Origin of the sequence: Anoxybacillus gonensis, from assembly GCF_001187595.1 — a bacterium.
Lineage (GTDB): Bacteria > Bacillota > Bacilli > Bacillales > Anoxybacillaceae > Anoxybacillus > Anoxybacillus gonensis.
In genome coordinates, this window is sequence record NZ_CP012152.1 from 205001 (window position 1) to 217500 (window position 12500).

Genomic DNA, 12500 nt, shown 5'->3' on the forward strand with positions numbered 1-12500 from the left:
TGTCCCGCCAGGGGCACAGCTGGGTAGCTATGTGCGGAAGGGATAAGCGCTGAAAGCATCTAAGCGTGAAGCCCCCCTCAAGATGAGATTTCCCATCGCGTCAAGCGAGTAAGATCCCTTGAAGATGACAAGGTAGATAGGTCCGAGGTGGAAGCGTGGCGACACGTGCAGCTGACGGATACTAATCGATCGAGGACTTAACTAAACACACAAGAAAAGCGTAGGCGACTACACAAAACCTGTTATCTAGTTTTGAGGGAATAATCCTTCATCATATTGCTCGGTGACGATGGCGGAGAGGTCACACCCGTTCCCATCCCGAACACGGAAGTTAAGCTCTCCAGCGCCGATGGTAGTTGGCGGGACACCGCCTGCGAGAGTAGGACGTTGCCGGGCATTATTGTATTTATCAAGAAAATTAGTTTGATGTTGGGGTGGAGCACGAACGAATCCACATCCTAGAAATTACATCAGCGTACCGCTCGAGTTGCTACTTGATTAAACTTACAGAGAGCGGGACGGCCAATTGTTTCGATGTGTTTCACTAAATATGTTTCTATTCCTATCATCGCGGGGTGGAGCAGCCAGGTAGCTCGTCGGGCTCATAACCCGAAGGTCGCAGGTTCAAATCCTGCCCCCGCAACCAATGAAACGAAACGATATAAGTTTCGTATTTTTTTATGCCTTTTTTGCTTTATGTTTTGTTTTCGTGTACACTTATATGTGTAGCATTTCCTTAGGAGAGCGATCCTAAGGTCTTTTTTGTATGTTGATTTTATTTAATTAGGGGAATGAACGATGAAAACATATGAATATGTATCACATCATCCTGAAGATACGTTCGCATTAGCAATGAAACTTGCTCGGTACGTTCAGCCACAAGACGTTATTACGTTAGAAGGTGATTTAGGAGCAGGAAAAACAACGTTTACGAAAGGACTAGCAAAAGGATTAGGAATTAACCGCAATGTCAGCAGCCCGACTTTTAATATTATTAAACAATACGAAGGGCGTCTTCCTTTGTATCATATGGATGTATATCGTTTAGCAGAAAGTGAAGAAGATTTAGGTTTTGATGAATATTTTTTCGGTGATGGTGTAACAGTTGTCGAATGGGCGCATGTCATTGAGCCATATTTACCAACTGAACGTTTACATATTACTATTCACCATGCTGATGGAGAAAGTCGAATTATTCATTTTTCTCCAATTGGTCAACGTTATGAACAGTTATGTAAGGAGATTTTTAGCGATGAAAGTGTTAGCCATTGATACATCGACATTTGTTATGGGGATCGCTGTTGTTGATGGACAAATTGTTAAAGGGGAAATCATTACAAATTTGAAAAAAAATCATTCGATACGAGTCATGCCTGCGATTGAGGCACTGCTTCAAGAATGTGACATGAGTCCAAAAGATCTTGAGCGAATTGTTGTTGCGAAAGGCCCTGGATCATATACAGGTGTTCGCATTGGGGTGACAATTGCTAAAACGCTTGCTTGGACGCTAAATATTCCGCTTGTCGGCGTATCAAGTTTAGAAGTGATGGCAGCAAGCGCAAAATATTTTCAAGGTCTCGTTGTTCCGTTAATGGACGCGCGGCGAGGACAAATTTATACAGGTCTTTACAAAGTGGAAGGAGATTGCGTGCAATCGATCGTAGCTGATCAAGTCATTTTAGCTACAGAGTGGGCAAATGAATTAAAAGCATATAATGAACCGATTTTATTAGTTGGAAACGATAGTTCGCTACATGAAGCAACATTTGTTGAAACGCTAGATCGTGTTCAAGTAGCTCCAGCGACACTTCACAATCCACGTCCAAGTGAGCTCGCGTGGTTAGGAATAAATCGCGAGCCGGAAGACATTCATACATTTGTGCCAAACTATATTCGTTTAGCAGAGGCGGAAGCGAATTGGCTTGCTCGTCAGCAAGAAAGGACGGAATGATAAGTGAATGTTTCTTTTCGGTTTATGACGCTTCAAGATCTCGATCGCATTGTGGAAATCGAACAGCTTTCATTTACGCTCCCATGGAGTCGTTCTTCCTTTTATCAAGAGTTGATAAATAATCGATATGCTCGTTACATTGTGATGGAGCATGATGGACAAATTATTGGTTATTGTGGCATGTGGTTAGTGATGGATGAAGCGCATATTACAAACATTGCGGTGTTGCCGGAATTTCGTGGTAAAAAATTAGGAGAAGCGCTAATGAAACAGGCGATGGCGTTAGCGAGAGAAGAAGGAGCCCAAACGATGACATTGGAAGTGCGGGTGTCGAATACCGTTGCACAATCATTATATCGAAAGCTTGGCTTTTTAAATGGCGGTATTCGTAAGCGATACTATTCAGATAACCAAGAAGATGCATTAGTAATGTGGGTGAAATTATGAGTGAAAAAGATATATTTGTGCTTGGAATTGAGACAAGCTGTGATGAAACAGCAGCTGCCATTGTGAAAAATGGACGTGAAATTGTAGCTAACGTTGTTTCCTCACAAATGGAAAGTCATCAACGATTTGGTGGGGTCGTTCCTGAAATTGCATCGCGTCACCATGTTGAGCAAATCACGCTCGTGTTAGAAGAAACGATGAAGCAGGCAAATATGGATGTTAGCGAAATTGATGCAATTGCGGTAACAGAAGGTCCGGGATTAGTTGGAGCGCTATTGATTGGTGTGAACGCTGCGAAAGCATTAGCTTTTGCGCATCGCATTCCTCTTGTTGGTGTGCATCATATCGCAGGGCATATTTATGCAAATCAACTTGTACAAGAAATGAAATTTCCGCTATTAGCTCTTGTTGTGTCAGGAGGGCATACCGAGCTCATTTATATGAAAGAGCATGGAGTGTTTGAAGTCATTGGTGAGACGCGAGACGATGCGGCTGGGGAAGCGTATGACAAAGTTGCACGCGCGTTACAGTTACCTTATCCGGGAGGTCCTCATATTGATCGTTTGGCCAAACAAGGAAAACCGACCGTTGATTTGCCTCGTGTGTGGTTAGAAGAAGGTTCGTATGATTTTAGTTTTAGTGGATTAAAATCAGCGGTCATTAATACGTTGCACAATGCAAAACAGCGTGGAGAAACAATTTTGCCTGAAGATATGGCAGCAAGTTTTCAGACAAGTGTTGTTGAAGTATTAGTAGGAAAAACGATACAAGCAGCTGCGCATTACGACGTGAAACAAATATTGCTAGCTGGTGGTGTCGCAGCAAATGAAGGATTGCGCACACAATTACAAAAACAAGTTGAGCAATTACCAGAGGTAGAACTTGTCATTCCGCCATTGTCCCTTTGTACAGATAATGCGGCGATGATTGCGGCAGCTGGGACAGTATTATTTCAACAAGGAAAGCGCGCGACCATGGCGTTAAATGCGAATCCAAGTCTACTGTTGTAGTCCGTGTCCCTGTGAACAGGGGCATTTTTTTGTGGATTATTTTATCCACATGTTTGTGGATAATGTGGAAAACGTGTACTATATGTTATTTTATCATAACGAGTTAACCACAAAGAAATAGACAAATTTTTTAATTGTATTGTGGATAATGTGGAAAAGTGCGTGAATAACTTATATTTAGATGTTTTTTCTGTGGATATGTTTGTGTAAAAAGATGAGCTAGTCCACAAATGGAGCTAGCTCATCATTATTGTTGTAAAAGTTCCCATTGTTCGAATAATTCATCGAATTTTTGTTTCAGTTGTTCAATTTTCGCTTGTGTATCTCGGGCTTTTTCATAGTTGTTGTAGCAGGAAGGATCATATAATTGTTGTTCATACGTTGCAATTTGTTGCTCGAGTTGTTCCATTTCTATTTCTAGCTGCTCTATTTTTCGTTTTCGTTGTCTCTCTAATTTTTTTCGTTCTTTTTCTTCTTCATATGAGCGTTTTAGTGACGATGATTCGTCCGTTGTTGTCTCTTGAGCGATTTGTCCAAGTTCGAGTAGCTCTGCTTTTTTCGCCACGTAATAATCGTAGTCCCCTAAATATTCAATGAGACCGTCTGTGGATAACTCGTATATTTTTGTTGCGATTTTGTTAATAAAATAACGGTCGTGGGAAACGAAGATAATTGTTCCTGGGTATTCAATAAGCGCTTGTTCTAGCACTTCTTTGCTGTCTAAATCTAAATGGTTTGTCGGTTCGTCTAACACTAATACGTTGGCTTTTTTCATCATTAGTTTGGCGAGAGCGAGCCGGGCTTTTTCACCGCCGCTTAATGTTTGCACTGGCTTCAATACATCGTCACCAGAAAATAAAAAGTTTCCGAGAATCGTGCGAATTTCTTTTTCCGTCTTTAATCGATCTTCATCCCATAGTTCATCGATGACACGTTTGTTCGATGTTAATTGAGCTTGTTCTTGATCGTAATACCCAATTTGTACATTTGTTCCGTAGCGTAGTTCCCCATGTTTTACAGGGAGTTGCTTAATGATCGTTTTTAAAAGAGTCGATTTTCCAATTCCATTTGGCCCAATAAGTGCGATGCTATCACCGCGAGTGACACGAAATGAGAGGTTTGTTGCGATGATTTGATCATAACCAATGGCTAAATTGGTAGCTGTTAATACGTCATTTCCGCTTGGGCGTTCAATTTCGAAGCGAAACGATGCCGATTTTTCATCACCGAGCGGCTTTTCAATGATATTCATTTTTTCTAGTTGTTTTCTTCTGCTTTGAGCTCGCTTTGTTGTCGATGCACGGGCAATATTTCGTTGAATAAAATCTTTCAATTTTGAAATTTCTTCTTGTTGTTTTTCGTACAGTTTCAATTGTTGTTCAAATTGTTCCGCCCGTTGCTGTAAATAACTTGTATAGTTTCCAACGTATTTTTTTATTTTTGTGCGTGATAATTCATACACTTGTGTCACGATTTGGTCAAGAAAATAGCGATCGTGTGAGACGATAAGAATGGCCCCATCATAATTTTTTAAATATTGTTCAAGCCATTGCAATGTTTCCATATCTAAATGGTTTGTTGGTTCGTCTAAAATCAACAAATCTGGTTTAGCTAGAAGCAGTTTGCCGAGCGCTAGCCGCGTTCGCTGTCCACCGCTTAACGTGGATACTTTTGTTGTGTAGTCATACTGAGAAAAGCGGAGGCCATGAAGCACAGAACGAATATCGGCTTCATATTGATAGCCACCTTTTTCTTTAAATTCCGTTTGTAAACGGTCGTAATGCTCAAGTAAGCGCTCATAGTCGGCACCGTGCAAGCTCATTTGTTGTTCTAGGTCACGCAATTGTTTTTCCATTTGTTGAAGCGGGGCAAACACATTGAGCATTTCTTCCCAAATGGAGTGATGGGCGTGCAAACCAGTATATTGATCTAAGTAGCCAATTGTTACGTGTTTCGGTTTAATCACTTCCCCTGTGTCATATGACAATTGGCCGGCAATGATTTTTAATAATGTCGATTTTCCTGCACCATTTCTTCCAACTAACGCGATACGGTCTTTTTCTTGTATTTCAAGCTTAATGTCTGATAAAACTTGTTCCGCCCCATATGATTTGGATAGTTGATTTACTTGTAAAATGATCATCATTTTTCACCTCAATCTTCTTTTGATAGTGTAACGTACTTTCTTGATGTTCGGCAACACTAGTGTGCGAATAACAAATTTGACAAAAATAATAATAAAGGGTACAAAGGAAAGACAGAATGAAAAAAATAGTGTATAGTTTAAAAGTGGGGAGAACTTTTCAGACGTATAGGAGAGAAAAATGAAAGCGCTAACTATTTGTGAAAGGAAATGTGGGGGATTGACTCGTGAATAATGAACAACCAAAAATTCCGCAGGCGACCGCAAAGCGACTACCGTTGTATTATCGTTTTTTGAAAAACTTGCATGCATCAGGAAAGCAGCGTGTATCTTCAGCGGAGTTAAGTGAAGCCGTAAAAGTCGATTCAGCAACGATTCGCCGTGATTTTTCATACTTTGGTGCGCTTGGAAAAAAAGGATACGGTTATAATGTAAATTATTTGCTGTCGTTTTTCAGAAAAACGTTGGATCAAGATGAAACGACAGAAGTAGCGTTGTTCGGTGTCGGTAATTTAGGTACGGCATTTTTAAATTACAATTTTAGCAAAAACAATAATACGAAAATTGTGATGGCATTCGATGTAGATCCAGATAAAGTAGGAACGGAAGTCGGAGGAGTGCCTGTTTATCATTTAGATGAATTGGAAGAAAAACTAGGTGGGATTACGGTAGCCATTTTAACCGTTCCAGCCCAAGTTGCCCAACCGATTACCGATCGGCTTGTCCAAAAAGGCATTAAAGGGATTTTAAACTTCACGCCTGCTCGTCTGCATGTACCTGAACACATTCGTGTTCATCATATTGATTTAGCGGTCGAATTGCAGTCACTTGTTTACTTTTTAAAACATTACGGAAATGAGTAAACCTCCCATTTACGAGCGGGAGGTTTTTTTCAATAAAGAACGAATAGCGGTGCCAAAATCTAATGTAGCAATAAGAATAAATAGCATCGTTGTGACGTCCCAAATGCCATCGTCAGCACTATCAACAGCAAAATAAGTGAATAAAATGCCCATCAAAAAGTAAAACAACGGCTCAGACTTCATGAAAACAGCCTCCAAATCACGAATTGCATTTGTTCTGCTTCTTTCATTATCTTTTCAATTTCTTCAGCAAATAACGTTTGAATAGCAACGACAAATGTATTCATCAGTACATGTGCTGCAATAGGAACGAGAATACGCTTTGTTTTCACATATAAGAAAGCAAATACAAATCCCATCGTTGCATAAAGAAGCAAATGTTCAAACTCTAAATGAACGACAGCAAATAAAAGGGAACTGACAGTTGCTGATAAGAAAAAGTTATATTTTTGATACAGCGTTCCAAAAATAATTTTTCGAAAAATGATTTCTTCTAAAATCGGTCCGACGATCGAAGTGACGAGCATAAGCGCTGGTGTTAGCTTCACCATCTCAACAATGCGTCTCGTATTTTCGGACCCCATCTCGACGCCAAATACGTGCATCTCAATATTTGCTGCGATGCCTTGAGAGAAAAGGGCAAGAAAGAACCCGCCAATTCCCCAAAAAATTGACGTTCCGATAGATGCTTGATGGCGATCGTACGAATATTTCATATCTTCTCTCATGAAATAAAGAACGAAAAGAAAAGCGATCGAGAAGCTAATGACAGCCCAATAACCTGAGGCAATGGATAGGGCGACTTCTTTATTTGATGCGTCAACAAATCCGCTATGTGCAAGCAAAGGAACGCCAATTAAACTAGATAACTGCATGGCGATGTATGTAATAATGACATACCAATATTGCTTTTTCACGTGTTCAACCCCTTTTGACAAAATGAGTACTTTTTCATTTTACCATATTTTTTGTATGAATTTCGAAAGGAAAGACATAATGAAAAAGGGAAAGATTTAGTGAAAAATTTTTAACTTCCTACTTGCAAAATTGAAAAAAGTTCATTAATATAATAAGTGTGTTAGCACTCAATGATGATGAGTGCTAATAACGGAACGAAAATCTAATTAAGGAGGTCGTTTGCCGTGTTGAAGCCACTAGGTGATCGTATTGTCATTGAATTAATTCAAACTGAAGAAAAAACAGCGAGCGGAATTGTTTTACCAGACACAGCGAAAGAAAAACCACAAGAAGGAAAAGTTGTTGCAGTTGGTTCAGGTCGCGTTCTTGACAATGGTGAGCGCGTAGCTCCAGAAGTAAGCGTTGGTGACCGCATCATCTTCTCAAAATATGCGGGTACAGAAGTAAAATATGATGGAAAAGAATACTTAATCTTACGTGAAAGCGACATTTTAGCTGTGATTGGTTAATCGTTCGCCTGATAACATATAAAGCATACAAAAATACTTAACAAAAATTATCATCAAGGGGGTAAGATGTATGGCAAAAGAAATTAAATTCAGCGAAGAAGCTCGTCGTGCGATGTTACGCGGTGTAGATAAATTAGCTGATGCAGTAAAAGTAACATTAGGTCCAAAAGGTCGTAACGTTGTATTAGAGAAAAAATTTGGTTCTCCATTAATTACAAATGACGGTGTAACAATCGCAAAAGAAATCGAATTAGAAGATCCGTTTGAAAATATGGGTGCGAAGCTTGTTGCGGAAGTAGCAAGCAAAACAAACGATGTTGCCGGTGACGGTACAACAACAGCGACTGTATTAGCGCAAGCGATGATTCGTGAAGGATTGAAAAACGTAACAGCTGGTGCGAACCCAATGGGTATTCGCAAAGGTATTGAAAAAGCTGTTGCTGTTGCAGTAGAAGAATTAAAAGCAATCTCTAAACCAATTGAAGGCAAAGACTCAATCGCTCAAGTTGCAGCGATTTCTGCGGCTGACGAAGAAGTTGGTCAATTAATCGCAGAAGCAATGGAACGCGTTGGAAAAGACGGCGTAATTACATTAGAAGAGTCTAAAGGCTTCACAACAGAATTAGATGTTGTGGAAGGTATGCAATTTGACCGTGGTTATGTATCTCCATACATGATTACGGATTCTGACAAAATGGAAGCTGTATTAGAAAATCCATACATCTTAATTACAGATAAAAAAGTTTCAAGCATTCAAGAACTTCTTCCTGTATTAGAACAAGTTGTTCAACAAGGTAAACCATTATTAATCATTGCTGAAGATGTAGAAGGCGAAGCGCTTGCAACATTAGTTGTAAACAAACTTCGCGGTACATTCACAGCAGTTGCAGTAAAAGCGCCTGGCTTCGGTGACCGTCGTAAAGCGATGCTTCAAGATATCGCGATCTTAACAGGCGGTGAAGTCATCACAGAAGAATTAGGTCGTGAATTGAAATCAACAACAATTGCTTCACTTGGTCGTGCAGCGAAAGTTGTTGTAACAAAAGAACATACAACAATTGTTGGTGGCGCTGGTCGTGCAGAAGACATTCAAGCACGCATCAACCAAATCCGCGCTCAATTAGAAGAAACAACTTCTGAATTTGACCGTGAAAAATTACAAGAGCGCTTAGCAAAATTAGCTGGTGGCGTTGCGGTTATTAAAGTCGGTGCTGCAACTGAAACTGAATTGAAAGAGCGCAAATTACGCATTGAAGACGCATTGAACGCAACACGTGCGGCAGTTGAAGAAGGTATCGTTGCCGGCGGTGGTACAGCGTTAATGAACGTATACAGCAAAGTTGCGGCTATTGAAGCGGAAGGCGACGAAGCAACTGGTGTGAAAATCGTTCTTCGTGCGATCGAAGAGCCAGTTCGTCAAATCGCACAAAACGCTGGTTTAGAAGGCTCTGTCATCGTAGAGCGCTTAAAAACAGAAAAACCTGGCGTTGGCTTCAACGCAGCAACTGGCGAGTGGGTTGACATGATCGAAGCGGGTATTGTTGACCCAACAAAAGTTACTCGTTCTGCGCTTCAAAACGCAGCATCTGTTGCCGCTATGTTCTTAACAACAGAAGCAGTCGTTGCGGATAAGCCAGAAGAAAATAAAGGCACACCTGGCATGCCTGACATGGGCGGCATGATGTAATCATACAAAGACTACCCCATTGGAAGAGGGGTAGTCTTTTTTTAATTGATGTCTAGCTCCAAGCGCCATCGGCTCGAGTCGCTCCGCCCCACACTGCGGCGGCGACAAGCCTCCTCGGTGGGGCTTGTGCGCTCTTCGCGGAGCCAAGGATGGCGACATTTCGCCGTTGCCCGCAGGATGCGGGCTGACTTTAGGCGAAATTGGGGCGCTTTGCGCTTTTCTTTCTAGTTGACTTAAAAAACAAAGAATAGATCCAATAGCTTGAACCCATGATCCAACGATGCCGAGCGACTGTCCTTCGGTTTTATTTCCTCTTTCTTCATATATACCGCCGATGGCCTGCAAGGCGTTGCCGATCGCTTGAAGTAAATTTCCGATTGGGTTTAGTGCGGATGAATGTTTATCCCCCCAATCATCTGAAAACGAAATAAGTCCCCCTAAGGACTGCAACCAGTTTCCTGTAATTTCTAATCTATTTCCCTCTTTGTTTAGTAGTCCAGCGATAACGGTGATGTTCCCGATAGCTTGAATTTCGTTTCCATATACACCTAATGTATCGGATGTTTCAGCATCTGCCTCTAGGGCGTTTCCTGTTGCTTGCAGCACGTTTCCCCATAAATCAAGAGCAAACTGTTTTTTATCGCTTAAAGAAGGGATGCTTCCGACGGCCGAAGTGACAGTACCTACCGCTTGAATAAATGAACCGATCAGCGCTTTCGGTTGATTCATGTGCATTCTCCTACAATTTTTTGTTCATATATCATATGCAAGCTACATATCGTTGTTAATTGTTAGAAAATTTAATAAAAAAGATGGCATCTTGACCGATGAGGAATAGAGTTGGTAGAATGGACTAAAATTTAAGATGCGCACCTTCGTATATCCTCGATAATATGGTTCGAGAGTCTCTACCGGGACACCGTAAATGACCCGACTACGAAGGCAGTGTTCTATATTGCTAGAATTCTGCCTTCGTTTTTTTATGCGGGGGTATGAATGCTAGCTTTTTTTATTATATGTAGATGGGGTGATTTTGTTTGAGTCAGCAGGAAATGATCGTCGTTTTAGATTTCGGGAGTCAGTACAATCAGTTAATTACACGCCGTATTCGTGAGTTTGGTGTGTACAGTGAGCTGCATCCACATACGATTACAGCGGAGCAAATTCAACAAATGAACGTAAAAGGAATTGTCTTTTCAGGTGGCCCAAATAGTGTATATGACGAACAAGCATTTACGTGCGATCCGGCCATTTTTGAGTTAGGCATTCCGATTTTAGGCATTTGTTATGGAATGCAGTTAATGACGCATCATTTAGGTGGAAAAGTGGAAAAAGCGACCCACCGAGAATATGGAAAAGCAACGATTGCGGTGCAACGCGTTTCTCGACTGTTTAGTGACTTACCGACAGAACAAATTGTTTGGATGAGTCATGGGGATTTAGTGACAAAAACACCGGAAGGGTTCACTGTTGATGCAACAAGCCCATCTTGCCCAATTGCCGCGATGAGTGATGAAACGAGAAAGTTTTACGCCGTTCAGTTTCATCCAGAAGTGCGCCATTCCGTATATGGAAATGAGCTATTAAAACGATTTGTGTTTCATGTTTGTGAGTGCAAAGGCGACTGGACAATGGGAAGTTTTATCGATCACGAAGTTCGTAAAATTCGTGAGCTTGTCGGCGATAAAAAAGTACTTTGCGCTTTAAGTGGCGGTGTTGATTCATCGGTAGCAGCTGTTCTCGTCCATCGTGCTATTGGTGATCAGTTGACGTGTATTTTTGTGGATCACGGCTTACTTCGCAAAGGAGAAGCGGAAAGCGTTATGAAAACGTTCCGTGAAGGATTCCATATGAACGTCATTAAAGTAGACGCAAAAGAGCGGTTTTTAAATAAATTAAAAGGTGTAAGTGATCCGGAGCAAAAACGGAAAATTATCGGGAATGAGTTTATTTACGTGTTTGACGATGAAGCAGCAAAGTTGGATGGCATTGAGTTTTTAGTACAAGGTACACTTTACACGGATATTATTGAGAGCGGAACGGCAACAGCTCAAACCATTAAATCACATCATAATGTCGGCGGCTTACCTGAAGATATGAAATTTAAATTAATTGAGCCGCTAAACACGCTGTTTAAAGATGAAGTACGTGCCCTTGGTACAGAATTAGGGATTCCGGATGAGATCGTATGGCGTCAGCCGTTCCCAGGACCAGGACTTGGTATTCGGGTGTTAGGTGAAGTGACAGAAGAAAAGTTAGATATCGTTCGTGAATCGGATGCCATTTTGCGTGAAGAAATTAAAAAAGCAGGTCTTGATCGTGATATTTGGCAATACTTCACCGTCCTCCCTGACATTCGTAGCGTAGGAGTGATGGGAGATGCTCGTACGTACGATTATACGGTCGGTATTCGTGCAGTGACATCAATTGATGGCATGACAGCAGACTGGGCACGTATTCCTTGGGATGTGCTTGAAGTCATTTCAACGCGTATTGTTAATGAAGTACCTCACGTCAACCGCGTTGTGTATGATATTACAAGCAAACCACCAGCAACGATCGAATGGGAGTAAAAAACGAACAAAAAGTTTTTTTATATAAAAAATGTTCGTTTTTTATCTTGACTTTGTCGGATGTGCTTGATAGAATGTATGTGTAAAATAAATAGAGGATACATCGTATAATCTCGAGAATATGGCTCGAGAGTCTCTACCAAGCTACCGTAAATAGCTTGACTACGATGTGTAATGTGGGGGAGAGGAATCTGCTTGGTTCCTCTCTATGTTCTGTGCATTATGCATCATAGTCAACGCTTCTGGTAGTTTGCTAGAAGCGTTTTTCTTTTTATTAACAACATATGGAGGGACTGAAATTGATTAAGAAGTATTTCCAATTTGATGAGCTTGGTACAAATTATAAGAGAGAGATTATTGCAGGCTTAACGACGTTTTTATCTATGGCTTACATTTTAT

12 protein-coding genes, 1 tRNA gene, 2 rRNA genes, 1 pseudogene and 2 riboswitches (2 of these 18 running past the window's edge) are annotated in these 12500 nt (G+C 40.9%); of the genes and pseudogenes, 12 read left to right on the forward strand and 4 right to left on the reverse strand.

Features of this window, described 5'->3' with window-relative positions:
• From AFK25_RS01185 to tsaD, 7 genes are all read left to right on the forward strand, one after another.
• Nucleotides 1–205 (forward strand): 23S ribosomal RNA (locus AFK25_RS01185); it begins 2721 nt to the left of the window's first position.
• A gap of 74 nt (nt 206–279) precedes the next feature.
• A 5S ribosomal RNA gene (gene rrf, locus AFK25_RS01190) occupies nt 280–396 on the forward strand.
• A 173-nt stretch (nt 397–569) separates the two neighbouring features.
• Nucleotides 570–646: transfer RNA gene (locus tag AFK25_RS01195), tRNA-Met, on the forward strand.
• A gap of 152 nt (nt 647–798) precedes the next feature.
• Nucleotides 799–1272 (forward strand): tRNA (adenosine(37)-N6)-threonylcarbamoyltransferase complex ATPase subunit type 1 TsaE, encoded by a 474-nt coding sequence (gene tsaE / locus AFK25_RS01200; RefSeq protein WP_009362630.1) that lies wholly within the window; start codon nt 799–801, stop codon nt 1270–1272.
• Complete coding sequence (gene tsaB / locus AFK25_RS01205; protein WP_009362631.1) at nt 1253–1951, forward strand: tRNA (adenosine(37)-N6)-threonylcarbamoyltransferase complex dimerization subunit type 1 TsaB; 699 nt, start codon at nt 1253–1255, stop codon at nt 1949–1951. The genes tsaE and tsaB overlap by 20 nt, the downstream gene beginning before the upstream one ends.
• Nucleotides 1952–1954: 3 nt before the next feature.
• The gene (rimI, locus tag AFK25_RS01210) at nt 1955–2398 is read left to right on the forward strand and encodes a ribosomal protein S18-alanine N-acetyltransferase (RefSeq protein WP_081957773.1); all 444 of its coding nucleotides are present in this window, start codon (nt 1955–1957) and stop codon (nt 2396–2398) included.
• On the forward strand, nt 2395–3408 hold the full coding sequence (gene tsaD / locus AFK25_RS01215) for a tRNA (adenosine(37)-N6)-threonylcarbamoyltransferase complex transferase subunit TsaD (protein WP_033383542.1): 1014 nt from the start codon (nt 2395–2397) through the stop codon (nt 3406–3408). Before rimI ends, tsaD begins: the two co-directional genes overlap by 4 nt.
• A gap of 247 nt (nt 3409–3655) precedes the next feature.
• Here tsaD and AFK25_RS01220 read toward each other — a convergent pair whose 3' ends face one another.
• A complete protein-coding gene (locus AFK25_RS01220; protein ID WP_035067799.1) occupies nt 3656–5551 on the reverse strand; it encodes an ABC-F family ATP-binding cassette domain-containing protein in 1896 nt (631 codons plus the stop codon).
• A 227-nt stretch (nt 5552–5778) separates the two neighbouring features.
• Between AFK25_RS01220 and AFK25_RS01225 the strand changes: the two genes are divergently transcribed.
• The gene (locus AFK25_RS01225) at nt 5779–6414 is read left to right on the forward strand and encodes a redox-sensing transcriptional repressor Rex (protein ID WP_009362635.1); all 636 of its coding nucleotides are present in this window, start codon (nt 5779–5781) and stop codon (nt 6412–6414) included.
• 9 nt (nt 6415–6423) lie between these two features.
• Here AFK25_RS01225 and AFK25_RS14655 read toward each other — a convergent pair whose 3' ends face one another.
• Together AFK25_RS14655 and AFK25_RS01230 are read right to left on the reverse strand one after the other, a co-directional pair.
• Nucleotides 6424–6597 carry a YdiK family protein gene (locus tag AFK25_RS14655; protein ID WP_009362636.1) on the reverse strand — a complete coding sequence of 58 codons (174 nt, stop codon included), beginning with the start codon at nt 6595–6597 and terminating at the stop codon, nt 6424–6426.
• Entirely contained in the window at nt 6594–7331 is a 738-nt protein-coding gene (locus AFK25_RS01230; RefSeq protein ID WP_035067800.1) for a CPBP family intramembrane glutamic endopeptidase, read from the reverse strand. Before AFK25_RS01230 ends, AFK25_RS14655 begins: the two co-directional genes overlap by 4 nt.
• A gap of 225 nt (nt 7332–7556) precedes the next feature.
• Between AFK25_RS01230 and groES the strand changes: the two genes are divergently transcribed.
• Together groES and groL are read left to right on the forward strand one after the other, a co-directional pair.
• On the forward strand, nt 7557–7841 hold the full coding sequence (gene groES / locus AFK25_RS01235) for a co-chaperone GroES (protein ID WP_004888755.1): 285 nt from the start codon (nt 7557–7559) through the stop codon (nt 7839–7841).
• 70 nt (nt 7842–7911) lie between these two features.
• Nucleotides 7912–9528: a chaperonin GroEL gene (gene groL / locus AFK25_RS01240; protein WP_009362638.1), complete on the forward strand. Its 1617-nt coding sequence runs from the start codon at nt 7912–7914 to the stop codon at nt 9526–9528.
• Between the two features lie 225 nt (nt 9529–9753).
• Here groL and AFK25_RS01245 read toward each other — a convergent pair.
• Nucleotides 9754–10257: pseudogene (locus AFK25_RS01245) on the reverse strand (DUF6944 family repetitive protein); the annotation flags it as partial.
• A 126-nt stretch (nt 10258–10383) separates the two neighbouring features.
• Nucleotides 10384–10485: riboswitch (purine riboswitch) on the forward strand.
• A 95-nt stretch (nt 10486–10580) separates the two neighbouring features.
• Here AFK25_RS01245 and guaA point away from each other — a divergent pair.
• Nucleotides 10581–12101: a glutamine-hydrolyzing GMP synthase gene (guaA, locus tag AFK25_RS01250; protein WP_035067807.1), complete on the forward strand. Its 1521-nt coding sequence runs from the start codon at nt 10581–10583 to the stop codon at nt 12099–12101.
• An 83-nt stretch (nt 12102–12184) separates the two neighbouring features.
• Nucleotides 12185–12286: riboswitch (purine riboswitch) on the forward strand.
• A gap of 117 nt (nt 12287–12403) precedes the next feature.
• Nucleotides 12404–12500, forward strand: partial view of an NCS2 family permease gene (locus AFK25_RS01255; protein ID WP_035067810.1) — the 5' portion only. It continues 1229 nt past the right edge of the window; the window shows 97 of its 1326 coding nt (coding positions 1–97); it begins with the start codon at nt 12404–12406; its stop codon lies off the right edge, out of view.